Here is a 25,659-nt window from a genome sequence, read left to right as displayed (position 1 = left end):
TCGGCCAATAGAGTGCGCAGAGTCACACTCGCCGTTTACAATTCAGTAATACTTAACCAACTTTGAATACAGTCACAAAACCTTTGGCTTAAACTACTTACAGCACCTTACCAATTGTTACGAATGCTGTAGCAAACGTGTACATAACCAAGACTACTGGTATACTTTCGCACCTTATGACCAACCCCCTACGGCTCCATCAATGACCACCCGCATACTGATCTGCGACGACTCTGCTCTTGCCAGAAAGCAAATCGCCCGAGCCCTGCCAGAAGGATTGCGTGGGGATGTCAGCTTCGCGAAAGACGGCGTGGAAGCGCTGGAGAAATTGCGCCGGCACGAGGCAGAGCTGATGTTCCTGGATCTGAACATGCCGGAGATGGACGGCTATCAGGTGCTGGAACAGGTTCGCAAGGAAGACCTGCCGGTTATGACCATCGTGGTTTCCGGCGATATCCAGCCCGAAGCACGGGAGCGGGTGAAGAAACTCGGTGCCCTCGACTTCATCAAAAAGCCCACCGAAACCTGCATCGTACTTGATCTGTTAGTGGAATACGGGGTGTATCGCCCCGGAGACCTTGAAGATGCCGCGCTGCAGGATGCCAGCCTTAAAAACACAGGCAGCACTTCTCCGGAAATCTCGGTTTCCCTGAACGACTACCTGCAGGAAATATCCAACGTCGCCATGGGCCGGTCCTCGGATCTGCTGGCCCGACTGTTACGGGTCTTCGTAAAGCAGCCGATTCCCAAGGTCGCCTTCCTGGCCAACTCCGAGCTGCACATGGCGATTTCATCGGTCAGCGACAGCGACACCTATTCTGCCGTTTGCCAGGGTTTCACCGGGGCTGGCATTGCGGGTGAGGCACTTCTGCTATTTGCAGACGCCAGCTTCCGGGAAATGGCAGAGATGCTCCACTACGACACCCTTGAGGGCGAAGCGGTGAACGTGGAGGTACTGATGGACATGTCCAGCATACTGTTCGGCGCCTTCCTCAAAGGAATCGGCGACCAGCTAGACCTGAAGCTGGGCCTGGGTCATCCCACGGTGCTGGGCCAGCATCGACAAATCACCGAATTGCTTGACCACCACAGCGCCAGGGAAGAACAGCTGTTGTGCATCGAAATCTGCTACACCCTGGAAGACCGCGACATCGAATGCGACATGCTGATCCTTCTAACCGAGGATTCAGTGCCTTTTCTCGAAGATCGCCTGCAATATCTGGTGGACTGACTCATGGCCATAGAAGAATCTGAAGCCAACTCCTTTCACTGGCTGATGGACATGCTGGAATCCGTGGAAGTGGGCCTGGTGGTCCTGGACCTGGATTTCAGAGTCGAAGTCTGGAACGGCTTCATGGAGAACCACAGCGGTATCACTGCGAGCAGGATCCAGGGCCAGGTGTTGTTCGATGTATTCCCGGATATCCCCCAAGCCTGGCTGACGCGCAAAGTCGATGCTGTGGCCTTGCTAAACACCAAAGCATTTACGTCGTGGGAGCAGCGCCCTTACCTGTTCCAGTTCCGCAATACCCGGCCTATCACCGGTACCGAAGAGTACATGTTCCAGAACCTCACTATCAGCCCACTCTCCGGCACCACGGGCGAAGTCAATAAAGTGTGCCTGATGGTGTACGACGTTACCGACATCGCCAGCAGCAAAATGGCCCTGGAACGAGCCAACGAACAGCTGGCAAAACTGAGCATGACAGACCGCCTCACCGGCCTGCTTAACCGGGGCACCTGGGAAAACCTGGTAGACGCCGAGTTCGAGCGCTTCCGCCGCTATGGCCACACCACCAGCCTGGTGATGTTCGACATAGACAACTTCAAGCCTGTGAACGACACCCACGGCCATCTGGCTGGAGATGCAGTGATCAAGCACACAGCCAGCATCACCCGTAACGCCATCCGCCAATCCGACAGCGCCGGCCGTTACGGTGGTGAGGAGTTCGGCATCATACTACCGGAAACCGACGCCGAGGGCGCACGCATTATCTGCGAACGGATACGGGAAAGCATTGAACAGAGTGTGGTGGAAACCAGCGTGGCACCAATACGCTATACCATCAGTATTGGCATTGCCCAGCTAACCGACGAGCCTGAAAACTATATGCAGTGGATGCAGAAGGCGGACGAAGCGCTATACGCCGCAAAGGAAGGGGGTAGAAATCGGGTTGTGGTGGGTTAACAGCCCCTCCCCCTGAAGGGAGAAGGGCCAGCTGGAATCAGTCCTGCTGCCAGCTTTGCACAGCTTCCTTACCATGCTTCTGACGCCATTCGTTCAACGTCTTGTGATTGCCACCACGGGTTTTGACTACTTCCCCGGTGTGCGGATTCTTGTAGGTCTTCATCGGGCGCTTCGGGCGGCTGCCAGCGGTTGAATCGGCCTTGCTACCAGACACCGAGGGATCAATTGCAGACAGAATCTGAAGAACATCCTTCGGTGACTTGTCATACTCCTTCATCAAGGCGCGAACTTTGTTTTCAAACTCCAGTTCGCCTTTCAGAGCCTGGTCTTTTTCAAGCTGTTCCAGCTCTGCAGCAAGCTTTTCCATAAGCTGTTTTTTCTGGTAGTAATCGTTAATCTTTGCCATGGAATTAAAACCTTATTCAAATAGGGGTTTTAAAAAACTCAAGTGGAGTTGACCAAAAGTCAGTGACGATAATAATCAATTAAATGTAGTCTGGCAAAATTATTTATTTACGGGCCCTTAATAAAAAAGCCGGTCGATTTGACCGGCTTTTAAATCACACACTGTAAAAATTGTGTACTTACAATCTGAGATCCGCTTCGCCCAATGGCAAAACACCCTTCAGATCAAACAAAACACCATTGTCTTTCAAATAATCCCGCAGTTCTTTCGAAGATTTCGCAGCATATTCACGATGAGGCACGGCCAAAAACAACGCGTCATAATCACCGGCTTTCGGAGATTCCACCAAAGAAATACCATATTCATGCTCAGCTTCTTCATTATTTGCCCAGCTGTCCGTCACATCCACGGAACAGCCAAAATCCTCCAATTCACGGATAACATCAATCACCCGGGTGTTCCGTAAATCCGGACAGTTTTCCTTAAAGGTAAGCCCCATTACCAGGACTTTTGAGGACGCCACAGTATGCCCGCTTTTGATCATAGCCTTTACAAGCTCGGCTGCTGCATACGGTCCCATATTGTCATTTACCCGACGACCGGAAAGAATAATTTCCGGGTGGTAGCCAATGGCCTGGGCTTTGTGAGTCAGGTAATACGGATCCACACCAATACAGTGACCACCCACCAGACCGGGTTTAAATGGCAGGAAATTCCATTTAGTGCCTGCTGCCGCCAGCACTTCATGAGTATCAATTTTCAGGCGCGAGAAAATCATCGAAAGTTCATTCATCAGCGCGATATTCAGATCACGCTGGGTATTTTCGATAACCTTCGCCGCTTCGGCCACTTTAATGGAACTGGCTTTATGGGTGCCTGCGGTAATAACACTGGCATAAAGTGCGTCCACTTCATCGGCAATATCCGGAGTGGAACCAGAGGTTACTTTCATGATGCTGGCTACCCGATGCTCTTTATCACCCGGATTGATTCGCTCGGGGCTATAACCGGCAAAGAAATCCTTGTTAAACGCAAGGCCGGAGACTTTTTCCAATACCGGTACGCACACTTCTTCCGTGGCGCCGGGATATACCGTGGATTCGTAAATCACGATATCGCCTTGCTTCAAAACCTTGCCTACGGTTTCGCTCGCTTTTACCAGAGGGGTTAAATCCGGGGTTTTGAACTCATCAATCGGGGTGGGCACTGTGACAATAAAAATCTGGCAGTCGCGAATGCCTTCAAGATTATCGGTAAAAGACAAACTCGATGCCGCAGCCAACTCTTCCCGGGAAACTTCGCGGGTGAAATCAACACCGTCCTTAAGCTCGGCAATACGTTTGCTGTTGATATCAAAACCAACAATTTCACGCTTTTCACCAAAGGAAGCAGCCAGAGGCAGCCCCACATAGCCAAGACCAATAACTGCAATTTTCTTCATTTGCAATCCCTTCCCAAGAAGTAAAACCTTGGCGTCGATCCGCCCTACTCTGATGGAATGATTATGTCTGTCCCAGACAGGGATTGAAAACATCTTTTCAATGCCCGCTTGGCGTCCGGGTCACCATGGACAATTCGAATCTCACAGGGTGGTGTAGGGATTCCTCTTACAAACCCCACCAGATCCGATTGCCCGGCATGGGCTGAATAGCCCCCGACCTGATGAACCCGGGCCCGGATATCGTAACGTTCATCATCCAGCTCTACCCAGCCACCGCGAGGGCCATAAGTAAGAATATCCCTGCCAGGTGTACCGGCTGCCTGGTATCCCACAAACAGAACATCGTTCCGTTTATCACCCAGCATCGCCTTCAGGTAATTCACCACCCTGCCACCGGCACACATACCGGAACCGGCCAGAACCACACAGGGGCGGTGAGAGCGGGCCAGGTAATCCACCGCGTTCAGGTGGTCTTCATGGGAATTGATGACTGTGAGTTGCTCAAAAGAGAGCGGATGCCGGCCCTGAGAAACCAGCTCCGTGGCTTCGGCATCCCAGTAGGGCTTCAGATCGCGGTAGATTCGGGTAAATTCGGCGGCCAGCGGCGAATCCACGACAATTTCCAGATCGTTCCACGTTAGCTTCTTTGTCGGATTACGGCTCTGCCTAATCCGACCTACGGGTTCGGAGTCGTCTTCGTAGGTCGGATTAGAGCCGCTCTGCGGCACGTAATCCGACACCCCACCAAGAGCCCTATCCCCAAATTCGTGGATCAGACTCTCCATCTCATAAAGCAATTCCTGCGTCCGCCCAATACTGAACGCCGGCACCAGCACCGTGCCTCCATCTTCAAGCGCATGCTGCAGCACCGCCTTCAATCGGTAACGCCGCGTTTCCCGATCCTCATGGTCTTTATCCCCATAAGTACTCTCAATCACCAATCGATCCGCCCGCTCCGGTGATTCGGGTGCCGGGAGCAACGGGGCATGGGGCGCCCCAAGATCGCCACTGAACACAATCCGCTCTTCAGAATCTCCCGCACGAGCATCGCACTCCACATAGGCCGAGCCAAGGATATGCCCTGCTCTCTGAAGCCGAATCGACAGCGAGCAATCACCCTCAGCAAACACCGAGTGCCACTGGCCATAAGGCACCGGCACCAAGCGGAAACGAATCAGCCCCAAAACCCGCTCAATCAAACGCCTGTCCCGGGTAAACCCAATCTTCAGGGCATCTTCCAGAATCTCCGGCAGCATTATGGCCGAGGGTTCGGAACAGATAATTGGCCCCTCAAAACCCGCGGCTAGCAAATAGGGAATGCGCCCCACGTGGTCGATATGCACGTGGGTGACCACGAGGGCCCGGATATGATCAATGGGAAAATCAATGGAAAGATCAGAAGCAGAAGCCCCGCGACCTTCATCCTGGCCCTGGAACAGGCCGCAGTCTATAAGGATGCCGCTCTTCTGGGCCTCTTGACCAAGGGTAAGTTCGTGGCAGGAGCCGGTTACGCCAGAGGTGGCGCCGTGGTGGGAAATCTCAAGCATCGTCAACACTCCTTGTAAATTTTCAGTCTGATACAGGCTGTAAAAAGCAAGAGGGTCAAGCATCCAGCTTGACCCTCGCAAAATTTACGTGAAACGAACGAATTACTTCTGATCCGCTGCCTCGTAGTTTTTTCGAAAAAACACCAGCAATCGCCAAACATGGCTAATTGCCCAGTTGTAAGCAAAAAACCCGGCCATAAATAAAACGAACATTACCCACTCTGAGATGCGGAGTATTTCGCCCCCCACCCCAATAAGTGCGCAGCCAACTGCCAACGCAGTGATTACAAGAAGGGCTTGCCTATCAGAGAAACCGGCCCTCAGGCATATATGGTGCAAGTGGTCCCTATCCGGCATCATTACAGACTGCCCTTTACGGGCACGCCGAATCATGATCGCAACCATATCCATCAATGGCAATGCGCACACCCAAAGCGCAGTGACAGGTCTGAAGGCGCCATTGTCAGTCTGGGCACCGTTCACCAGCAACCACACGACTGAAAAACCGATAAACATAGATCCGGCATCGCCCATGAAGATTTTTTTTCGGAACGGACGCAGCTGAAGGTTAGCACCCAGGTATGGCAGCAAGGCAGCCCCAATGGTTATTGCCAGGGCGAGTTCCAGGTGGAACCCGTCTGCCAATGCAAACAATAGCGCCAATGCGCCCAGAGTCACAAGACTCATGGTACCGGCGAGGCCATCGATTCCATCAATCATGTTGTAAGCGTTGGTTGCCCCAATAACGGCCGCAATAGTAACGACTGGGCCCAGCCAGGAAAGTTCAATATTACCGAGCCCAAGCAGGTTTCCAAAGGTCGTTAAATAGATTCCCGAACCGTAAGAAAGCAGCGCACCGAGGAGAACCTGCGCCCAGAGGCGATACCTTGCCGGGATATCTCTGGCATCATCTATGGCACCGAGAATAACCAGCATCAGTGCACAGAACAGATAGATTCCAAAACCCTCCGTGAGCGGCATGGAAATCAGCCAGGCCACCAAAAGTCCCGCGAAGGCACTCAATCCCCCAATAAGTGGAACTGCGCCCTTATGGGATTTGCGGTGATCGGGCATGTCAACGAGCCGAAACCTACCCGCAATCGGTTGCAAAATGAGCAGCGCGATAAAAGCCGAAACCACGGCGATCAGTCCTGTAAAACTTGCGGTTTCCATAATCATCCCGGGCATCGCTGGCTGTGGAAGGCTTTGAGGGAAGGCGTGACAGTCAAAGCGACCGAGAGTTTACTCTTTTCGAAAAACCAAGTGTGACCTCTTTCACACACTTTCACAATTGCCCTACCAAAGTTTAAGACTCCAGACACAAAATTTCCCTCAATACGATCGCCAATCTCATAGCCGGACCTCTTCACACTAATGATCTCAGACAACAGAGGTATTCCTCAGCCTCGGCCGAACCTTCCTCCGGTGCCCAAGGTGCGAATTCCTTCGCGGCATCCGGATCAAACGGGCCAGCCTTCAATTCAAGCAATACCGAGTCCGGTTCCAGCGCGATAACGGTGTGCCAAGTACCTGCTGGCAATTCTACGCCGAATGAAATAGCGGGATCATTACGGTAATAGGTCTCGGTACCAAACTGCTCCACATGCCGAATATCACCCTCTTCATTAAAGACGACCAACGCGAACAGGCCTTTGGCAGCAATTAAGCATTCATCCTTGGGGTCAAGTGCATGACGGTGAGGCCGAATGTAGCTATCGATTCCTATTGCGTTCAATAGTTTTTGGCAGGGGTCTTCATATGAGCCATGGATATTGTGATGCTGACGACATCGTGAGGATTGCTGGGCTTTCTCTCCCAATTCGTCCAACAGATTTCTCGAAATGACTTTAAACGACATACAAAACGGTCACCTTTTCAGTGCATTCACAATCTGTTCAACTGCGGTTTTCGGCGAGAAAAGCCGTTTATAAACAGCCCGGCAGCGCGAGGGTAATTCTTCGTCCAGGTTACATCGCTCTATCAGGGACTCCGCCATTCTCTTCAGCGCACCTACAGAGTTATCAGTAACAGCCGCCCCAACCCGCTCCTCCCGAATTAGATTCACGAGGTCATTTCCTTCATTGACCTTTGCCAAAACAGGCAATCCGCTCTGCATGTAGGTCAGAAACTTGCCTGGAATGTTATGCGTCTTATGGCTTGGGTGCAGCGCAACCAGGCCGACATCACATTGGGCGTACAAGCCGGGTATTTCATCTGGATCAATCTCATCGTGGAAGAGCACATTGTCGAGATTTCGACGCTCTGCATCCTCTGCCAGCTTTCGAGCTTCACTTCCACGCCCCACAAACAGGAAGCCAATGTCTTCCCTGCATTGCAGCGCTTCTGCAAGATCCAGCAAAATATCCATGCCCTGCGCAACGCCCATATTCCCGGCATAGACAAACACCTTGCGCCCCGCCAGGGAGGTTTTGGCGACATCAATGGAACAGTGCTCTGCCGGTGCATCGGCCAGCCAGTTTTGCAGCACTTCCAATTTCCGGCTTTCATCTTTTCGCCAGTCATCAAAGTAAACTGCATTGCCAGGGGTCTGAATCCCAATGATATCGGCAACGGAATACTGATAATTGGCCACGGCACGGAAAAACCGATACGGAAGGCCGCGGCCCATCAGGCCCATATCTACGGCCCACTCCGGGAAGATATCGCGGATTATCAGGTAGCTCCGGCAACCACTCGCGCTCTTCAAAGCCTTCGCAATAGGCCCAAAGAAAATACTCGGTGCATACCAAACCACACCGTCCCAGCCGTCCTCGGCAAGAGGGCTTTTGCTGAGGTTGCGCAACATGGCATAGGGCATAACAAACTCGCCCAAAGTGCGCTGGACATAATTGATGTCTTTCGTCCTGGGAGCACGCAGCCGCAACAACTGCACACCATCAAAATCTTCGATTGCCCAGGGCTCCTTCATACCTGGCGCGGGCAACATGACTGTCAGGGAATGCCCCTGCCTGACAAACTCCCGGGATAAGTCCCGAAGCTGAACTGCGCCAGAGGTTCTCAGCGGAGGAAAGGTATCCGCAATCAGTGCAATCTTCATTAACGCCCCGGAGTCAATACTTTTTCCATACCACTCGATTCACGTAATCGGTATAGCTATGAATGATTCTCACCACCTTGTCCGAGACATTGGGCATGCTGTAATCCCCTACCAACCGAAGGCCTCGCTCATCGCCCCGTGGCTGGGTTTCAAGAATCGATAGTCCCTGCCGGACTCTTTCCACATCGAGCCCCACCATCATAACGGCCGCTTCTTCCATTCCTTCCGGCCGTTCGTGGGCCTCACGAAGGTTCAAAGCGGGGAAATTGAGAATTGATGACTCCTCGTTGATGGTGCCGCTGTCTGATAACACCGCCCGGGCAGAGAGCTGAAGCTTCACGTAATCATGGAAACCCAGCGGTTTCAGAAGCCTGACCTTATCGTGGAAGATCGACCCCGTGGCGTTGATACGGTTCTGCGTTCTCGGGTGCGTGGACACAATTACTGGCAAATCGAAGTCCTCGGCAACGCCATTCAGCGTTTCCACAAGGCGGGTAAACGAGCGCTCGGATTCTATATTCTCCTCCCGATGAGCGCTCACGACGAAATACTGGTCAGCCTTCAACGAAAGCCGATCCAACACATCAGAGGCCTCAATGCGTTGCCGATAGTGATTCAGCACCTCGAACATCGGGCTACCGGTTTTGATCACTTGGTCCGGAGCCAAGCCCTCTCGCAGCAGATACTCCCGCGCAATGCTGCTATATGTCAGGTTGATGTCGGCCGTATGGTCCACAATTCGCCGATTGGTCTCCTCGGGTACTCGCTGGTCGAAGCACCGGTTGCCCGCTTCCATATGGAAAATCGGGATCTGTCGACGCTTGGCCGGAATCACAGAGAGACAACTGTTGGTATCACCCAGCACTAGTAAAGCTTCAGGCTGAACCCGCGCCAGAACCTCATCAACGGCAGATATCAGGTTGCCAATGGTGTTGGCCGCACCTTTACTCCCCGTCGCGCTGTTTAGAAAGTGGTCCGGCTTACGAATATCCAGGTCATCGAAAAACACTTGGTTAAGCTCGTAGTCATAGTTCTGTCCGGTATGCACCAGGATATGTTCGCAGTGCTCATCGAGCCGTGCCAGAACCCTTGATAGCCGTATAATCTCAGGCCGGGTGCCAACCACCGTCACTACTCTCAGTTTTTTCATCGAGGTTCTCAGGAATCAGAAGTATTTAATCAGAGTGGGCAAGCGTAAGTATCCGGGTTCTCCCGATCGAAAATCTCGTTGGCCCAGAGCATACAGACCAACTCGCTTTCGCCGATGTTCGTGATGTCATGGGTCCATCCCGGCACTGTTTCGACGATTTCGGCTTTCTCTCCCCGAGTTATCAATGCATACTCTTCACCCGTTTGCATATGGCGGAACTTGAACCGGGCTGTACCTTTGATCACGAGAAACTTTTCTGTTTTCGTGTGATGGTAATGTCCACCGCGGGTAATTCCAGGATGTGCCGTAAAGTACGAGAACTGGCCGCAATCTGGCGTTTTTAACATTTCTACAAATACCCCACGCGAGTCACCGTGTTGAGGCACCGTATAGGAAAACTGCTCGGGCCTCAGAAAACTCAGATAAGTGGAGTGCAAAGCACGAGTTAACCCCCTCCCTACCCGTTCCGTTACCAACGTCTCCCGGGTATCGCGAAACGCGCGAATCGATTCGGCCAATTCACCTACGGTCGTGTGATACACCGGTTGAACCTGTTCGAAGCCTTCTGAATCCGGGTTTGGCGCCGCACCGTCCAACAACTCGATAAACCGGCGAACCACATCATCCACATAGACAAGGTTCATCGGCGCAGCAGAATCGTTTATCTGAACCGGAAGCCCTCGGGCAATGTTGTGGCAAAAGGTTGCAACAACAGAGTTGTAGTTAGGGCGAGACCATTTGCCAAAGACATTGGGCAGCCGAAACACGTGGACGGGCAAAGAACAACCGGTTCCAAGAGAGAAAACGGCCGCCTCGGCATCTCGTTTGCTCTGCCCGTAGGGATTATCCTGAACAGCCTGAATGGAGGAAGAAAACACCACCGGCACACCCACTCCCGGATCACCGCTCTTTTGCGCGAGAAGCTCGCACAGTCGCCCGGTAAACCCGGCGTTCCCCTCATGAAATTCTGCAGGATCTTTAGGGCGATTTACGCCGGCCAGGTGAAACACGAAATCGGCCCGTGAGACGGACGTTGCCAGATCTTCATCAGAGGCATCCCGGGTAATGGGCAAAACCTCTACATCTGCTCTCTCCGCCAAGTGCTGCCGCAAGTTCCTGCCTATAAACCCATTTGCACCAGTAATCAGTACACGCATAGATTCAATCCTGAGGTTCTGCGTTCTCGCCGCGCACAATGGCCTGAACGAAATCCAATTTCATCAGCAGCTCCTGCATTCCCGCTTTATCAAGGCGAGTGGTATTGTGGGAGTTGTAGTCTACCGCTTCCGAAATCTTTCTTTCACCCTCTTCAACAAACTTCCCGTAGTTCAGGTCACGCAGATCGGGCGGCACACGGAAATAATCACCAAGGTCTGCCGCTGCAGCCATCTCTTCACGGCTAAGCAACACCTCGAACAGCTTCTCACCGTGGCGGGTGCCGATCTCATGGACCTTATGTTCGGGCTGCTTAAGCAGATCAGTCAGAGCGTACGCGAGAGTCTCAATCGTTGCAGCTGGCGCCTTCTGGACAAAAATATCTCCGGGATTACCGTGTTCGAAGGCATACAAAACAAGATCCACAGCATCATCGAGTGTCATCATGAACCGGGTCATGTTCGGATCAGTAATGGTGATTTCTTTGCCAGCGCGAATCTGGTCCACGAACAGCGGGATAACAGAGCCACGGGACGCCATCACATTTCCATACCGGGTGGCACAAATGACGGTATCGTTCGCGCTGCGAGATTTGGCAACCGCTACCTTCTCCATCATGGCTTTGGATATGCCCATGGCATTAATTGGATAAACAGCTTTATCCGTTGAGAGACAGATTACTCGCTGAACACCAGTACTGATCGCCGCTTCAAGTACGTTCTCGGTACCAAGGACGTTGGTCTTGACCGCTTCCAACGGGTGAAACTCGCAAGACGGTACCTGCTTCAGCGCTGCTGCGTGGAAGATGAAATCGGCACCGCGAACGGCATTCAGAACAGACTGATAATCCCGCACATCCCCAATATAAAACTTTATCTTAGGGTTGTCGTAACGCTTGCGCATGTCGTCTTGTTTCTTTTCGTCGCGACTGAGGATACGAATTTCGCCAACATCAGAGTCAAGAAAACGACGCAGAACGGCATTACCGAACGAACCAGTACCACCCGTAATCAAAAGAGTCTTACCTTTAAATACCACAGAATTCACCCATCATTGTTTATTGCCAGAGCTCGAGTTAAATCGTTGAAATTATATGCCTTCGCTATTTTTTCTGAAGATAGAGAAGGGAATAAATGCTCAACATAAAATCTATCTTTTTGGTTTATGAGTATGGCTATCGCTTGACTACCACGCTGCGATGCTTCGATAAGTACCGTTGATTTTCTGGACAGGCAGAAAGAGGAGCTCAACGCATCTTCTAAGTCAGAAATCATGTCGATGTTCGGATATCGATCTTTATATATTTCTTGGTTTTCTAAAGGGTGTAGTTTGACTGAGAACTTGATATTCTCTGCGACTAGTTGATTTATTATTTCAAAATTAACACCTTGATCCCTGGGCTCCGTGAAGAAACAAACTCTATCGATAGTACTTCTTCGATAATCCATACCTATCCCAAGCATTCTATTGACGACATCCTCCGAGTATAAAAACTTATTGGAAGAGTATATGGATTCAAGAAACTCCTTGGCCCTCCTACTAAAACAATAAAACGCACTACCACACAACCCACCAGGAAATCTGAAACCGTATTCCAGCCCATGAGGAAGGCAGTTTAGTCTGTGACCACTCCGATAACAGCATCGTGTTTGCAGCATGGCAAAACGGTCTTCTTTCTCACCTGAAAACAACTCAGACTTCTTTGACGAAAGTTGCAAAACCTCCTCAAAACAAGCTTCATAAAGTACCTTCTGAGGTATTCGTTTCCAGTAGTCCCAAAATACAGACAGTGCCACCCAACTTCCCAAGAGCGCGCTTGCGTCTTTGTAAAATAGCGATAAATCTCGGAAAAGATATCTCAATGTTCTCAGGTAGATCCTAAGAAAGCTCGACGACCAAAGCACAACATATATCGATTCGCCCGGAACATTAATCTTGGAAAAATCATCAACAAATAAAATACAATTAGAGCTCTCCTCAATAAAACGTTTTGCTCGAGAGTAGCCAGACTTACTTCTGACAAAGAATACGTTTTTTCTTGACCTCAAACTATTTTTTGGAGATGAATATCGGCTTCTACACTTGATCAAAAGAATAAACGGCAAAATAACCGAAACAAAAACACTAAGAAATATTGATGCAGAGAAAGCAATTAATGCCTGCAGATAAAAAAATACAGATTGTAATAAGCCGACCTTAAAACCAATCTTTTTTCTTATATTAAAAAGAAGGCTTTTATCTGCCAGCCTAGCTTTACAAGAGTATGACGATTCATCCACCTCACCTACAACCTGCTCTAACTCCTTACTTCTTACAAAATAGTATAAATACAGTTCGTTTATGTAGTCAGAAAAAGGGGCATGACGACTGCAGGAATTAAGATCTTCAATAAACTCATTGTTGTAGGCGTTCTCAAGGTTCAACTCTTGCCACCCGGCATCACTTTTGACCCACCAGGTATTCCCGGAAAGCTTCAAAATTCTGGACATATTAATCAAATTCTAGTTTTAAAATATCGCTTAGCTCCTCACAGACAATAATGTTATGAGAGCAACAAAATTCGGACCAACCAGCAAATTCTGTCCATTGCTTAATAAATAAAAAGTCGATGTTATATTTCTTGGCCGCCAAATAATCATACTTACTATCACCGATGAAAAGTGCTGGTTCGACTATATTCCCTTTGGTGATCTCGCGATCCAAGATTTCTTCCTTTGAGTCCGGCGATCCGAATATTCCGCCCTCAAACAATACGTCAATTCCTTTTTCACTGAAAACCCACCTTAATTCGTCCTGCGCACCGCCAGATACTATCAACCAGTTCGAATCAGGAGTAAGGCGCTTCATAACATCAATATTTGGCTCCACGCGGCTCTCTACCAGACCCTCCCTTACTTTCCTCGCATACTTTTCAACCAACTCCTCACGTGATGGCAAAGGATCCACGTTTTTAACGATATTTGCTAGAAAGTAATCGAACTTTTTAAACCGTGAAACACCACCATTGGCCTTATGGTAAGCAACCAGTTGTTCGGCAGCATCCTGTCCAAACTCTAGTGCAGTTTCATAAAATGCACGGGTTTTGACTGCATTTGAGTCCAGAACAACACCGTCACAGTCAAAAATTAGGGTTGAATATGATTCAATTGACCGTTTCATGACTGTAGCGCTCGCAATGCTGACTCCACTTTCCCCACATCGTCAGGGACATCCACAGCAAGACTTCCCGGCCTTGTCTTTACCATGAGCACTGGCACACCAAGCTCAAAGAAGCGCAAAATCTCAATATCTTCACACTGTTCCAGTGTGCTCTTTCTGCCAAACTCCCGATATTTTTTCAGCTCATTTTTAGAAAAAGCATAAATACAGACCTGCTTTTTGTAACGATCAGGAACATTCTTTTCTTCTTTAAATCCAGGTATCGGGAGCCTAGACATATAAACCAAATCATCGCTCTCGTTCGTGATCACCTTGGGAATATTCACATTAGATGGATCCTCGGAATCCGATAGCCAGGCATAGCCATTGATAACTTTCTCAGGATTACGAAGCTTCGCATCACGAATATTCAGAATGTCCTGGGGGTCAACAAGCGGCTCGTCTCCTTGTACATTGATGAAAATGTCTCCGTCTATCGCAAGTGCAGCGTCCGCGATACGGTCGGTTCCTGTTTGCGCCTCGCCTGTCATAACGAATCTGAACCCAGCTTGCTCTACCACTCTCGCAATACGATCGTCATCTGTTGCAACGTATACATTCTGATTGCCTACCGCTTTCGCTGCCAATTCTGAAACCCAAAGAATCATTGGCTTACCCAGTAAAGGCACCAATGGTTTTCCCGGATAACGACTAGATGAAAACCTTGCTGGAATGATTACAACTGTCCTCATAGTGAACTCACAACAGATAAATTGATGTCAGTGGTATTTTGTAGCGTGTGGGAGTCACAGCCAGAATAGGGCAGGCTCCGGAGGAATTCTCGTAACATCTCAAGAGATTTTCCATTTCCTCACTGCGCGGGTCATCGGCTCCGTATCCATCGAAGCCAGCCATTAGCAGCCGACTTGCCCCCCCGCTGCTGGCCAAAGCCAACGCGTAAGCTGCAACCAATGGTGCCGGTACTACGCAGCTGGTCTCTCCAAACGTGAACAGCGTCGATTCTACACTTAAACCAAAATCAAGCACTCTCTCGGGGCCATAGGAGTTCTGCACGTCCGCGGGTAACATCGAATAAGGCATGATGAGAGGCTGCTGGTACTGACTGTGCTTTCTGGCATCCGCCATCAGCCTCACAGGATGACATGCAACACGGAAGTCAATCAGCTCCTCAGACACAGCTGACTGTGTGTTCAGCGCCATAACAACAGGGCGATGTCTGTGGATAAATGTCTCCAGAGCTGAAGAATGTTCTCGCACTCCTGGGCCTGACCCCAGGAGGAGAACCTCTCGCCCAAAGAAACTCTCTGCAGGACGCCATTCGCCCTTTGCTTCACCCTGATAGAAACTTCGAGCAGTGCCCAGTGTACTTGCGCTGAACTTCCTCCCGCCTACGCGCCGCAAATGGTCAATAACGGCTAGAACATCCGCCTCATCATATCGTGAGTCGCTCAGCATCTCCTGAATGTATGTCGGGTGGATCCCATACTTACCAGCCAAATAATAGAAAGGATTAGTGCCCCAGCCATACTTTCGCTGTAAAGGTATGAAAATCTCGGAAGCAAGATGAAAAATAGGCACGAGCGCCCTCGGATCGGAGCGTCGTTCAGCTATTTCAATCGCAAGCTCCTCTGTTTTTGCGTTACCCGGCCCTCGTCCCATTCCCGTAACGGTGGCGTCGAGCCACGTTGCACCCTCGCCAATTGCGCGAAGCGAGTTCTGGAGAGCCATTCCCATATTGTCATGGGTATGAATACCTATGGGGCCACTCCACGCCTCTCTGAGGGATCTGATGGTATCAGCAACCGCTTCAGGATCCATGCTACCCAATGAATCGGCAAAATAGAGAACGTCCGCCGGTGTTGTTGCGACCATGCGGGCCAGTTCCACGATGTCCTCTTTAGGGCGCCCTGCTATCTGCATTAAATTGATACCTACTTGATAGCCCTTATTCTTCAGCCAAGAAGTCCCGACAAGAACACTCGGCACCTCGTGGAGATGACACGCGACTCTCACAAGATCAATACAGGACTGGGCTGCGGGCACAGGAAAAAGATCTTCGAGTGTTGAACTGACATCGTCCGATTCCAGAAGCTCGGAGGCATTAACCATCACTCCTACTTGCAAATTTTTAGGAATGGGCAAAGCGGACAGGTACTCCTCAGGACAAAAGGCGAACATGCCTTTGAACCCTCCCGCCTTTCTAGAACGAAGCCCCAGCTCGACTACATCAACGCCACTTTCACTAATAGCGCTCAAGTATTCTGAGACAAGCTTTTCCGAAAAGTCCCAAGAGTTATAATAACCACCATCTCTAAGAGTACAATCTAAAAATACGAGCTTGGGATCCATAAAATATACCTATTGTCGTAAGAGAAAATCTAGCGCAACTTTCAACATAAATCTAAACATTATAATATCAGGTAAAAGTTGATCTTGGCGTTAAGCTAAAAGGAAATCTTACTTTTGACAAAACGAGAAACACTGCAGCATACAGCCCACTAAGTGAAAAAATCTCATTGGATAGATAGTTATTTGAGAAAAACAAGGCTGGAATCGACAAAAGGAAGCCGATCAGTGGTAGTGAGTAACCGTTTAAAAACGCACCAGAAGACGACGCCATTTTAACCACCATGGAAAAAGCGGCCAAAAAAACAAGAACACCAACATATGAATAATCATACACTAATGTCGCTACGAGTCCATTAAAGCGACTTCCATAGATTCCCAATGTATCCGACCGGAGCTCAACGTAAGACTGGACGTGAAATCCCAGCCTTTCCAAAACATAGTCAAAAAGAGATATCGACGATTTCCCAAGCCATAAATCATTAAGTGAAAATCTGTTCATTACTATTAATCCATTATTTATCCATTGGGAAAAATAATCAAAAATTGAGTAAATAACTTTGTTTTGAACTATCGCGCCCTCTGATATTTGATAAAAGGTAGAATCTGAGAACCTGTAATAGGTAATTAATAAAAATGCAATCAGAACAACAAAGCCTATCAATGCAAGCAAAACGTTGAATTTACGCCGAACACCTCGATCAAGGGCTTGATAAACATAAAGATAAAGACAAGAATACATTAGAATGAAATGAACGATTGAAGCCCTTGATAGACCATGCAAACCAACCAATGGAAGATTTAGACTGACAATGAAGTAAAAAACGGTAAGAAAACCCCTTTTTTGATTTAAATAATAAAAGTGATAAAAAATTGAAATAACCCCAAGACCCGACACTAAATTTGCATAAAATACCAAATTGGGGTCGATCCAACTTCGAATTAACTCAGCCGCTTCCCCTTGATTTTTGAACTGTGTAATACTTACATTGCCGGATAAAACATAATCTAGGGAGCCAATAACTATATAAACATTAATAACAATAGCAGGAGCTAACAACACCGCAAGTATTACAGCAAAAAACCTAAAAAAATTTTTGTTAGAAATTGTAAATGTTGGTTTTTTGGCGCAACTGCAAAATGAAAGAGCAAAACATGACAAAACTAAAAGGCTGAAGCTCAAGTTAGCAAGATCAGACCAATTTTTAATTTGTAGATTTCGCCCTATCAACCAAGCAGAAATAAACGACAAAGAAAACATAAAACAAATGAATGTTACGATAGGATATCGCAACCGGAATACAATTACATAAAACAGAAAATAAAGACTGATGATTAGCATTTAAAATGGCGCTACTCTATAGAATAACCAGGCAAGAACAAGCGACAACGTGAGCAGTCAATACTGAAGCATGAGAGTGCCTGATAAAAAGATATTTAACAAACCTAAAAAGAAAAACCTCTAGTTCTCGCAAAGTAGCCGGGAATCTTCATTCGTTATGAAAAAATTTATATAATAAATAGATACTTTGAATTCTGTTTTTCAGAAAGCATCCTTAATATTTGTCAAAATTTACCTGAGAACCCTTGGGAGAAACAAAATATAAATTGGAACCTTTTATCAACACTGCCTTTTTAGATCTTACAGCACCCCATAATTCCTCAACTTCATTATCACTATATCTGTAAAACTTTAAATCTCCTTCACCAACAACCACCTTTTTGAACCTTTCAACACCCAAATACCCTAGAGCTTTCTTTGCAAGAACTTTGAAAAACCAGAGACCTGCGTATCCTATATAATCTGACGACTGATACTTATCATATATTTTCGAAGGTTCATTTTCGGCTGCGCAAATTTCAACTAAATTACATATTTTTTCTGAACTTGAAAAATCGCTCTTTAAGTTTATCGTTAAGTGGCTTGCATCATACTCAGATTCATGAAAAATAAAATTCGGTTTTATAATACGCGACAGTGCTTCCCTTAGTTGTTCATAATTCTTTACGGTAACACCAATATCCGAAGCACCTGCAACCTCATAATCACGGGCCATTGGGTGATCGGCACAGGGCCTAAAATTAATACTAGGCTTTCGGCTGAGCTCAGCCTCAAGGCCAGTCGTACATTCACTATGAACCAATGCTTTCGATGCTCTGATGAATGGCCTTACGTCCCCAGTTTTATTGATAAAAATATTGTCAAAATGTCCGAATGCGTCAGTGTAGAAAGACTCTTTTTCTGCTGGGTGGGGCCGAAGAACAAAATTTAGTTCTGGGAAGTCTAGAGCCAACCTTGCAACTGCGGGCACGAACTGAGAAAACTCCAGAGATACTTTTTCCCATGCTCCAAACATCGACTTCAATATCTCATCTTTTTGTTTTGTTTTAAGTGCCCCTCCCTCTACTCTTATATCATAACTTCTTTTTCCAAGCGCTGATGGATCATCAGCCACCGTATTCACTGCAGCAAATCTGCCACATATTAAAATAAAATCGCCATATCGTTTCTGGAGGTTCGAAACCGATGACTCATCAATTTTACTCAAGCCTGGCTTACAGAGGTCAAAGCGTGGAAACCCGGAGACTTCGAATTTGTCTTTATAACGAGAATACTTAAAGATGTTTCTTTGAGCCTCTCCCCAAAACAACACCTTTTTGACAGCTTTACTACCAAAATACTCTTCTGGATAGATTTTTCTTACCCAATCTTCATACTCACCTTTAAAGTACAAAGCACCTTCATCATGCAAAAAAAGGAGGGAGGTTCCCCTTTTCTCCATTTCCGAGACATATTCACGATCTGGTTTTGTTCGGCCGGTATTACTGTCCAGGCGCCCAAGAAATACACAGTTTTTCGATCTTGCGTGAATAGCTCGGATAGCTGATTTAGATCCTATTATGCTCGTTATTCCCCGCTCAGCTAACTTTGCAGCCAGAAATAAACGCCACTCCATATCTCTACGTGGTGAATCTACGGCGTGGAGTACGATACTCTGCTTCATTTTACGAACCTGATCGATAAATAATTGTCACTAGAAAAACTGGCTTTTCGCTTGATACTCGGCTTTAACGTGCCATAGAAAGCACAAGCCGGGTGCGGGGGGCGTATTAACGAATTAACCGAACTAAGCTAAAGCCCTCGGCGGCAGATACTCCTACTGTACTTCCTCGCAGAATTGCCTGACGCTCCGAATTCGCAATCGATCGAGAGTGCGGGGCGGACCGCATTTCCATGTGATAAGCGGTAAGAGCTTCTATTTTTTTTTCAATATATGATGAAATATCTACAAAAACATTGGGGATGAATGGATCAACTCCTGGAGTATTCCACTCTGTAGCGGAGAGTACTTCAAAAGAGTAGATTTCTTGTATCGGAGATTTTGGTACTGGGCGGCACGCTGTGATTACAGCTTTATGCGTTATCTCGTGGTCTACATTTAGGTCACCGTGATGATGAGTGTAAATTATTTGGGGCTTAATTTCGTCAAGGACCGCCTCGAGTTTCTGAACAATTTCTAACAGTGCTACCCCATCCATCTTATTATCGGGAAAACCCAGCAGATAAGACTTCCTGATTCCGAGTATTTCGTGAGCCTTGGCAGCCGCATTATTGCGCTTTTTCGATTCTTCCTGGGTTGAATCAGGTCGTGATGTTACTCCATCAGCAAGGAAGACAGCGTAGACAGAGTTACCCTCTGCGACGTGCCTGGCAATCGTTCCACCACAGCCAAGGGCTTCATCATCAGTGTGGGCAGCAACAACAAGAACCGTCTTACCCATCAAAATGCTCCCAACTTGTCGGCGTTCCATGGCTTACGTCAGTCGCCAGGGTTCTGCCGATCAGAGACTTGAAATACTTCGGTTCCAAGGCTACGCCGGGGCGGATGCGTCGGATATCTTTTTCCTCAACTACCTCTCCGGCTTTCATATCTCGCACAAAATATATTGATCGACGGAAAATGCGGTTCGATTCCTCCGCCTTCTGTCTTACGTATCCTTTCTCCCCGACAGCCTCCCAGGCATCTCGAGTGTCTTTACACAAACGTTCCAGCTCATCAGGTTCAATCGAGAAGCCACTGTCAGGCCCACCATCATTCCTGCTCAGAATAAAGTGCTTTTCAATCAGGCAAGCGCCAAGCGCAACCGCAGCAACGGACGCTGCGGTGCCCAGTGTATGGTCCGACAACCCTGGAACAGCATCAAACCTTTGGCCTAGCTCAACCAGTTGTGCAATGTTTGCCTGGTCCATGGGTGCAGGGTAACTACTAATACAATGCAACAGGACCAGTTCTTCGCAACCAGCATTTTTAGCAGTAGCGACAGCCTCCTCAATCTCCGATTCGGTGGCCAGCCCCGTCGACATAATCATTGGCTTGCCAGTTTTCGCCACATATTCGATGAGTGGCAAGTCGGTCACTTCAAAAGAAGCGATCTTGTAGGCGGGTGCATCCAGCTGCTCCAATAAATCAACGGCTGTTTCGTCAAAAGGCGTTGAGAACACAGTAAGGCCTATTTTACGAGCATGCTCGAACATGGCTTTATGCCACTCGAAGGGTGTTTCTGCCCACTTGTAGAGGTCATAAAGCTTAAATCCATCCCAAGGGCCACCCTGGATCAGAAACTCCGGACGATCGCTGTCAATCGTCATGGTATCTGCCGTGTAAGTCTGCAACTTTATGGCAGAGGCACCACGCCGCTTGGCTTCGTCTATTGTCTCTAAGGCTCTTTCAAGGGAACCATTATGGTTAGCCGATAGTTCAGCAATAATATAAGGAGGATGTTTCGGTCCGATCTTGGCCCCATCAATAGTAACGTCTTTCATGACTGCCCCTGATTTTGTTTCTTCCGGATTTTTACCGATGCATTTAGCTCTTGACCCTCGACACGAGCATCAGAGAATTCGATAACAAACTCCCCATACTCGATGAACGCAAGGGGATAGGTAGGCGCATCCAGCATCCTGATATGATCATAAAGGCCTTCCAAACTTCCGGTGCCTGGCAGGATGCTCTGCTCTGGTTTTCTGCGTTTAAAAACAACCGGTTCGCCGGATTGCGGTTCCGGCTCGGGCTGGTTACCGACTATCCATTGTATGATTTCGAAACTCAGCTCCCCAGCTCTCTGGTAGATTTCCGCCGCTGTTCCTTTCAATGAAAGGTCTCGTTTCACATACACCGGCCCTGCATCCATTTCTCTCACCATCCTGAGCGCTGTGAGCTTGGTGTCTTTGTGGCCACGAACAATCAGATTCTGCAATGGGCTGCCACCCCTACCGTACGGAACGTCTGTCATGTGAAAACAGACGCTCTCATGATTCTTCCAGATGTCTTCCGGAACAAGCCAGTTCCAATGCAGAAAAAAAATGTATCGGATACTATCTTCCTGGCCAATTAATTCTTCCAGCTGTCTTGGATTGTGAGCCCACACGAATCTACACCCTGCAACCGGATATTTAGCAGCGAGTGGCTCATGCCAAGGTTTGGAGGTCGCGAGGACGCAGGTTTGTTCTTGCAAAAGATTATTCCAGGTTCGATTTCATGCGTGGGTTCGTCAACGATCTGATTTGACTAGTTGCTGTCTTCATAATCGACTTTGAAAACAAGTTTCCTATTACTAAGCCTTGCAAAAGCTGGGTATCTCTCATTGTCGACGGTCCTGATCAGATTGAACTGTTCCATGATGGATAAATGAGGATCAAGCTCGCTATCAGCGGGCCTTCGACGACGGTACCAGGAGGGCTCTCCGGTCTGCTTTATTGGACGCAACGAATCGTATTCTTTAAGGAATCTGAGGCAAAGCTCGATTGTCTTTTCTCCCTGAAGATGGCGCCACACTGGGAGCATCTCACTGCCATCGAGTTCGATTGAATCCCGCAGCCATATATCTCCAGCGTCTGGTTCGCCCGCGGAAGCCTCCAACAAACAAACCGGGATAGAGTTAGCACCCTCAATAATTTGCCAGGCCATCGGGGCAAACCCCCGCCCTTTGGGAAGGCCACTCTCATGAACCACCAGATTATGGTTGTTCCTATTAAGATGGCTGGGTTGCACGATTTTGACACACCCCAACAGGAAACAGACCCAGCCATTTCTAATTTCATCCGCACTCCGAACCAGTTCAGCACTAAGGCCCATTTGGTGAATACTATCTACCAACCGCTCGGCGTAAGGCATTATCCAGGAGTCGTTATCCACGAGAACAGTTGCGGACTTGTCATCACTTCTTAACATTTAACCACTCCAACACTCTATCTACACCCTTCCCATCACACACTCTTGACGCTCTCTCCGTCATTGCCTCCAGAGTTTCGGGTTCTTTGTGAAAACGGTTCACAGCATCAATCAGGTCCAACTCATCGAACGGGTAGCCAAGTTTTTCAGCAGCCCCTGCACTATGTAGGGCTTCCAGTATTGCTGACTGGTTATGCGCCAGGGCAACTGCAATTGATGGAAGCCCGAGAACGCAGCGCTCCCAGGATGTGCTCCCTGCAGCACCGATGGATAAATCAGCCAGGCACATACGCTCAGCCATATTGCGAACGTCTGTACTCACACTGGTATTGAAACGGGATATTTCCGATAAATAACGAACTTCATCCAGCCCTGGTGCGGCAGAGCCCATTATTACATCAAGATTGAGCTCAGATGGTAAATCTGAATGCTGTAGACTCTTCAAAATCGAAGATGTTGTATTGGGGGTATCCATTCCACCCATCGATATGAGAATTCGGCCCAACCCTGCCTTCCTCCTACGATGTAAGCTGCATTCTCTGGCACCAGAAAACTCTGGCCTGAGTAGCGCGTAACGAGGACCGATCAATCGAATACAGTACTTGGGGAGCAGCCCTTCGTAGTCAATGTTAGATCTACCCAAGTTCTGATCAAGAAGCACGTCCACATGGTGTTTTCGGTCAGCTAAGTCATCAATAGCCATAACTTTGCCAACCAAAGGGCTTACCTGCCTCTCCCACAAGTCATCCAGTGCATAGTGATCTACAACTAGCCAGTCAGCATCTATCATGCCCAGGATAGCCTGACTTTGCATAGCATCCACCTCCCAGCTAACACCAAGCCATTCAGCGTGCCGGTTAGCATCAATCTTGAGGGGAGGCGAATGTTCACTCTGCAGTAGACTAAGCTCAAAACCTTTTTCCGCGATGAACTTGCCCAAGTGCCCAGGGTGCTCACGGCAAATGAAACGACACTCATGCCCTTGGCGTTTCAATTCGTCAGCCAACGCTATACAGCGCATCACGTGGCCAGTTCCCATCTGAATTGAGGCATCTGCCCGGAAGACAATTCTCATTCGTTATTCTTTACTCTTCATGGCACGGAACATCCACTCAGCTCGCACCCAGTCCTCATGGGTATCGATGTCCTGAACCCGATGTCTTGGGAGCTTTACTGGGACAGCTCTTTCGTTAAACAACGTCTGCTCTTCCATCCACGCCTCTTTGGTTCCCCAATAGAACTGGCCCGCATCATGCCATGCCTCTTCCAGATCTTGGGAACGAGAATTAAAGTGCTCAGGATTGAACATGGCCACCCGTCCACTCTCCGTGATCCGAATGGCTCTTTGGATTGGAAAGGCGTAGTTGGTCACCGAAAAAGCAAAGCTTGCAGATTCTTGCTTGAGCAGGCTGTAGCCGCGTTGGAGGTCCTCAGGTGAAACGAAAGGCGCGGTTGCATAAAGACAGCATGCATATTTTACCTGCGAGTCGTTCTGATTAATCCAGTCCACGGCATTTCGAATTACTGGCAAAGTTCCAGTGTAGTCATCTGATAACTCGTGCGGTCGCATAAAAGGAACCCATGCGCCCCAGGCTCTCGCAACTTCTGCAATCTCTTCATCGTCTGTGGATACAACTATCCTGTTAAAACACCCACTCTCCTTTGCGGCCTCTATAGACCAAGCGATCATCGGTTTGCCACAAAACTCTTTGATGTTTTTACGAGGTATGCGCTTGCTGCCACCTCGTGCTGGAATAACCGCAACGATCATAAGCCCATAGCTTCCTTAAGCGACTCTACCACGAAGTCCTGTTCGTCGTATGTCAGCGCCGGGAAAAGGGGAATACTGATGGCTTCAGAGTAATACTTTTCGGATTCCGGGAAGTCGCCATCACTGAAACCCATTTCCCGGTAATAGGGTTGGGTGTGCACCGGAATATAATGGAGATTGACGATAATCTCCTTTGCGCGCAGAGCTTCAAATACATCCACGTGAGAGGTGTTAATCTCGCCAAGCTTCAAACGGATCACGTACAGATGGAAAGCAGAATAGCCATTTTTATCCTGCCAGGGAGTAACGACTGGCAAGTCTTTCAGGAGTTTGTCGTATCGTTTCGCCAGCTCATGCCTGCGCGCAACGTAATGCACAAGCCGCCCCATCTGGCTGGCGCCAAGAGCCCCTTGAAGGTCCGTCATGCGGTAATTGAACCCCAGGTCAACCTGCTGATAATACCAGGAGCCTTCCATGGGCTTTGTCATCAAACTGGGGGTGCGGGTGATTCCATGGCTTCGTAACAGTGCTACCTTCTCGGCAAGCTTATCGTTGTTCGTAACTGCCATGCCGCCCTCTGCAGAGGTGACAATTTTGACTGGGTGGAAACTGAACACCGTAATGTCACTGTAACGACAATTGCCTATGGGCTCATTCAGATATTTCCCCCCAATCGCATGGGAGGCATCTTCGATGATTCTAAACCCGTATTTTTTTGAAAGCTCGTGGACCGACCTCATATCGCAAGGCTGACCGCTAAAATGGACGGGAACAACTACTTTGGGCAGGTTTCCGTTCCTCTCCGCGACCTGTAGTTTGTCTTCCAGCGCCTTCGGGCAAAGGTTGTAGGTCCGGGGGTCTATATCCACAAAATCGACCTTCGCTCCACAGTAAAGGCCACAATTCGCCGAAGCCACAAAGGTATTCGGGCTTGTCCATAACCAGTCACCAGGCCCCAAACCAAGCGCAAGGCAGGCTATGTGAAGTGCTGAAGTGGCGCTATTGGTTGCGACAGCGTGTTTGGCATTACAGTGCCTGATAACGGCTTGCTCAAACTTGGGAACGGCGGGGCCTTGGGTCAGGTGTGTGGAAGTCAGCACTTCCACAACCGCCTTGATATCTTCTTCAGTGATGTCTTGCCGACCGTAGGGAATCATAAAGGGCTCTTGACTTGAGGTAACGTTAGACAGACTAATTCTAGGGAA

24 protein-coding genes are annotated in these 25,659 nt (G+C 48.6%); 2 read left to right on the top strand and 22 right to left on the bottom strand.

Annotation, left to right across the window (positions count from 1 at the left end; genetic code table 11):
* The first annotated feature begins 202 nt into the window (after positions 1-202).
* The gene (locus CFT65_RS08875; protein ID WP_088827687.1) at positions 203-1,231 is read left to right on the top strand and encodes a response regulator; all 1,029 of its coding nucleotides are present in this window, start codon (positions 203-205) and stop codon (positions 1,229-1,231) included.
* Between the two features lie 3 nt (positions 1,232-1,234).
* A complete protein-coding gene (locus CFT65_RS08870) occupies positions 1,235-2,188 on the top strand; it encodes a GGDEF domain-containing protein (protein WP_088827686.1) in 954 nt (317 codons plus the stop codon).
* Positions 2,189-2,225: 37 nt separating this feature from the next.
* Here CFT65_RS08870 and CFT65_RS08865 read toward each other — a convergent pair whose 3' ends face one another.
* From CFT65_RS08865 to pseC, 22 genes are all read right to left on the bottom strand, one after another.
* A complete protein-coding gene (locus CFT65_RS08865) occupies positions 2,226-2,594 on the bottom strand; it encodes a histone-like nucleoid-structuring protein, MvaT/MvaU family (protein WP_088827685.1) in 369 nt (122 codons plus the stop codon).
* Between the two features lie 178 nt (positions 2,595-2,772).
* A complete protein-coding gene (tviB, locus tag CFT65_RS08860; protein ID WP_088827684.1) occupies positions 2,773-4,035 on the bottom strand; it encodes a Vi polysaccharide biosynthesis UDP-N-acetylglucosamine C-6 dehydrogenase TviB in 1,263 nt (420 codons plus the stop codon).
* Positions 4,036-4,079: 44 nt separating this feature from the next.
* Positions 4,080-5,582 carry an MBL fold metallo-hydrolase RNA specificity domain-containing protein gene (locus CFT65_RS08855; protein ID WP_088827683.1) on the bottom strand — a complete coding sequence of 501 codons (1,503 nt, stop codon included), beginning with the start codon at positions 5,580-5,582 and terminating at the stop codon, positions 4,080-4,082.
* A 102-nt stretch (positions 5,583-5,684) separates the two neighbouring features.
* The gene (gene wecA, locus CFT65_RS08850) at positions 5,685-6,755 is read right to left on the bottom strand and encodes a UDP-N-acetylglucosamine--undecaprenyl-phosphate N-acetylglucosaminephosphotransferase (protein ID WP_088828198.1); all 1,071 of its coding nucleotides are present in this window, start codon (positions 6,753-6,755) and stop codon (positions 5,685-5,687) included.
* A gap of 193 nt (positions 6,756-6,948) precedes the next feature.
* Entirely contained in the window at positions 6,949-7,440 is a 492-nt protein-coding gene (locus tag CFT65_RS08845; RefSeq protein ID WP_088827682.1) for a WbuC family cupin fold metalloprotein, read from the bottom strand.
* A gap of 9 nt (positions 7,441-7,449) precedes the next feature.
* The gene (locus CFT65_RS08840) at positions 7,450-8,640 is read right to left on the bottom strand and encodes a glycosyltransferase family 4 protein (RefSeq protein ID WP_088827681.1); all 1,191 of its coding nucleotides are present in this window, start codon (positions 8,638-8,640) and stop codon (positions 7,450-7,452) included.
* Between the two features lie 13 nt (positions 8,641-8,653).
* Complete coding sequence (gene wecB, locus CFT65_RS08835; RefSeq protein WP_088827680.1) at positions 8,654-9,790, bottom strand: non-hydrolyzing UDP-N-acetylglucosamine 2-epimerase; 1,137 nt, start codon at positions 9,788-9,790, stop codon at positions 8,654-8,656.
* A gap of 29 nt (positions 9,791-9,819) precedes the next feature.
* Positions 9,820-10,947: a UDP-2-acetamido-2,6-beta-L-arabino-hexul-4-ose reductase gene (gene wbjC / locus CFT65_RS08830; protein ID WP_088827679.1), complete on the bottom strand. Its 1,128-nt coding sequence runs from the start codon at positions 10,945-10,947 to the stop codon at positions 9,820-9,822.
* Positions 10,948-10,951: 4 nt separating this feature from the next.
* Positions 10,952-11,983 (bottom strand): polysaccharide biosynthesis protein, encoded by a 1,032-nt coding sequence (locus CFT65_RS08825; RefSeq protein ID WP_088828197.1) that lies wholly within the window; start codon positions 11,981-11,983, stop codon positions 10,952-10,954.
* Between the two features lie 5 nt (positions 11,984-11,988).
* Complete coding sequence (locus CFT65_RS08820) at positions 11,989-13,434, bottom strand: hypothetical protein (protein ID WP_088827678.1); 1,446 nt, start codon at positions 13,432-13,434, stop codon at positions 11,989-11,991.
* Position 13,435: 1 nt separating this feature from the next.
* Positions 13,436-14,104: an HAD family hydrolase gene (locus CFT65_RS08815; RefSeq protein WP_088827677.1), complete on the bottom strand. Its 669-nt coding sequence runs from the start codon at positions 14,102-14,104 to the stop codon at positions 13,436-13,438.
* Positions 14,101-14,835 carry a 3-deoxy-manno-octulosonate cytidylyltransferase gene (locus CFT65_RS08810; RefSeq protein WP_088827676.1) on the bottom strand — a complete coding sequence of 245 codons (735 nt, stop codon included), beginning with the start codon at positions 14,833-14,835 and terminating at the stop codon, positions 14,101-14,103. Before CFT65_RS08810 ends, CFT65_RS08815 begins: the two co-directional genes overlap by 4 nt.
* A 7-nt stretch (positions 14,836-14,842) precedes the next feature.
* Positions 14,843-16,453 (bottom strand): aldolase catalytic domain-containing protein, encoded by a 1,611-nt coding sequence (locus CFT65_RS08805; RefSeq protein WP_088827675.1) that lies wholly within the window; start codon positions 16,451-16,453, stop codon positions 14,843-14,845.
* Between the two features lie 67 nt (positions 16,454-16,520).
* Positions 16,521-17,792 (bottom strand): O-antigen polymerase, encoded by a 1,272-nt coding sequence (locus CFT65_RS08800; protein ID WP_088827674.1) that lies wholly within the window; start codon positions 17,790-17,792, stop codon positions 16,521-16,523.
* 214 nt (positions 17,793-18,006) lie between these two features.
* Positions 18,007-19,455: a surface carbohydrate biosynthesis protein gene (locus tag CFT65_RS08795; RefSeq protein WP_088827673.1), complete on the bottom strand. Its 1,449-nt coding sequence runs from the start codon at positions 19,453-19,455 to the stop codon at positions 18,007-18,009.
* 106 nt (positions 19,456-19,561) lie between these two features.
* Positions 19,562-20,233: a PIG-L deacetylase family protein gene (locus CFT65_RS08790; RefSeq protein WP_088827672.1), complete on the bottom strand. Its 672-nt coding sequence runs from the start codon at positions 20,231-20,233 to the stop codon at positions 19,562-19,564.
* Positions 20,226-21,275, bottom strand: coding sequence for a pseudaminic acid synthase (gene pseI / locus CFT65_RS08785; protein ID WP_088827671.1), 1,050 nt, complete (start codon positions 21,273-21,275; stop codon positions 20,226-20,228). The genes CFT65_RS08790 and pseI overlap by 8 nt, the downstream gene beginning before the upstream one ends.
* The gene (locus CFT65_RS08780) at positions 21,272-21,967 is read right to left on the bottom strand and encodes a methionyl-tRNA formyltransferase (RefSeq protein WP_088827670.1); all 696 of its coding nucleotides are present in this window, start codon (positions 21,965-21,967) and stop codon (positions 21,272-21,274) included. The genes pseI and CFT65_RS08780 overlap by 4 nt, the downstream gene beginning before the upstream one ends.
* 53 nt (positions 21,968-22,020) lie before the next feature.
* A complete protein-coding gene (locus CFT65_RS08775; RefSeq protein WP_088827669.1) occupies positions 22,021-22,683 on the bottom strand; it encodes a methionyl-tRNA formyltransferase in 663 nt (220 codons plus the stop codon).
* Positions 22,670-23,758, bottom strand: a complete 1,089-nt coding sequence (gene pseG, locus CFT65_RS08770) for a UDP-2,4-diacetamido-2,4,6-trideoxy-beta-L-altropyranose hydrolase (RefSeq protein ID WP_088827668.1) — start codon at positions 23,756-23,758, stop codon at positions 22,670-22,672. The genes CFT65_RS08775 and pseG overlap by 14 nt, the downstream gene beginning before the upstream one ends.
* A gap of 3 nt (positions 23,759-23,761) precedes the next feature.
* Positions 23,762-24,454 carry a pseudaminic acid cytidylyltransferase gene (gene pseF, locus CFT65_RS08765; protein ID WP_088827667.1) on the bottom strand — a complete coding sequence of 231 codons (693 nt, stop codon included), beginning with the start codon at positions 24,452-24,454 and terminating at the stop codon, positions 23,762-23,764.
* Positions 24,451-25,611 (bottom strand): UDP-4-amino-4,6-dideoxy-N-acetyl-beta-L-altrosamine transaminase, encoded by a 1,161-nt coding sequence (pseC, locus tag CFT65_RS08760; protein WP_088827666.1) that lies wholly within the window; start codon positions 25,609-25,611, stop codon positions 24,451-24,453. Before pseC ends, pseF begins: the two co-directional genes overlap by 4 nt.
* Positions 25,612-25,659 lie beyond the last annotated feature (48 nt).

It is taken from the genome of Marinobacter sp. es.048 (genome assembly GCF_900188435.1).
Classification (GTDB): Bacteria; Pseudomonadota; Gammaproteobacteria; order Pseudomonadales; family Oleiphilaceae; genus Marinobacter.
This window is presented reverse-complemented; position numbering and strand designations above follow the sequence as displayed.

Coding starts and splice junctions, on each gene's coding strand:
- CFT65_RS08875 (WP_088827687.1), top strand. CDS start 203: ATGACCACCCGCATACTGATCTGCGACGACTCTGCTCTTGCCAGAAAG.
- CFT65_RS08870 (WP_088827686.1), top strand. CDS start 1,235: ATGGCCATAGAAGAATCTGAAGCCAACTCCTTTCACTGGCTGATGGAC.
- CFT65_RS08865 (WP_088827685.1), bottom strand. CDS start 2,594: ATGGCAAAGATTAACGATTACTACCAGAAAAAACAGCTTATGGAAAAG.
- tviB (WP_088827684.1), bottom strand. CDS start 4,035: ATGAAGAAAATTGCAGTTATTGGTCTTGGCTATGTGGGGCTGCCTCTG.
- CFT65_RS08855 (WP_088827683.1), bottom strand. CDS start 5,582: ATGCTTGAGATTTCCCACCACGGCGCCACCTCTGGCGTAACCGGCTCC.
- wecA (WP_088828198.1), bottom strand. CDS start 6,755: ATGGAAACCGCAAGTTTTACAGGACTGATCGCCGTGGTTTCGGCTTTT.
- CFT65_RS08845 (WP_088827682.1), bottom strand. CDS start 7,440: ATGTCGTTTAAAGTCATTTCGAGAAATCTGTTGGACGAATTGGGAGAG.
- CFT65_RS08840 (WP_088827681.1), bottom strand. CDS start 8,640: ATGAAGATTGCACTGATTGCGGATACCTTTCCTCCGCTGAGAACCTCT.
- wecB (WP_088827680.1), bottom strand. CDS start 9,790: ATGAAAAAACTGAGAGTAGTGACGGTGGTTGGCACCCGGCCTGAGATT.
- wbjC (WP_088827679.1), bottom strand. CDS start 10,947: ATGCGTGTACTGATTACTGGTGCAAATGGGTTTATAGGCAGGAACTTG.
- CFT65_RS08820 (WP_088827678.1), bottom strand. CDS start 13,434: ATGTCCAGAATTTTGAAGCTTTCCGGGAATACCTGGTGGGTCAAAAGT.
- CFT65_RS08815 (WP_088827677.1), bottom strand. CDS start 14,104: ATGAAACGGTCAATTGAATCATATTCAACCCTAATTTTTGACTGTGAC.
- CFT65_RS08810 (WP_088827676.1), bottom strand. CDS start 14,835: ATGAGGACAGTTGTAATCATTCCAGCAAGGTTTTCATCTAGTCGTTAT.
- CFT65_RS08805 (WP_088827675.1), bottom strand. CDS start 16,453: ATGGATCCCAAGCTCGTATTTTTAGATTGTACTCTTAGAGATGGTGGT.
- CFT65_RS08800 (WP_088827674.1), bottom strand. CDS start 17,792: ATGCTAATCATCAGTCTTTATTTTCTGTTTTATGTAATTGTATTCCGG.
- CFT65_RS08795 (WP_088827673.1), bottom strand. CDS start 19,455: ATGAAGCAGAGTATCGTACTCCACGCCGTAGATTCACCACGTAGAGAT.
- CFT65_RS08790 (WP_088827672.1), bottom strand. CDS start 20,233: ATGGGTAAGACGGTTCTTGTTGTTGCTGCCCACACTGATGATGAAGCC.
- pseI (WP_088827671.1), bottom strand. CDS start 21,275: ATGAAAGACGTTACTATTGATGGGGCCAAGATCGGACCGAAACATCCT.
- CFT65_RS08775 (WP_088827669.1), bottom strand. CDS start 22,683: ATGTTAAGAAGTGATGACAAGTCCGCAACTGTTCTCGTGGATAACGAC.
- pseG (WP_088827668.1), bottom strand. CDS start 23,758: ATGAGAATTGTCTTCCGGGCAGATGCCTCAATTCAGATGGGAACTGGC.
- pseF (WP_088827667.1), bottom strand. CDS start 24,454: ATGATCGTTGCGGTTATTCCAGCACGAGGTGGCAGCAAGCGCATACCT.
- pseC (WP_088827666.1), bottom strand. CDS start 25,611: ATGATTCCCTACGGTCGGCAAGACATCACTGAAGAAGATATCAAGGCG.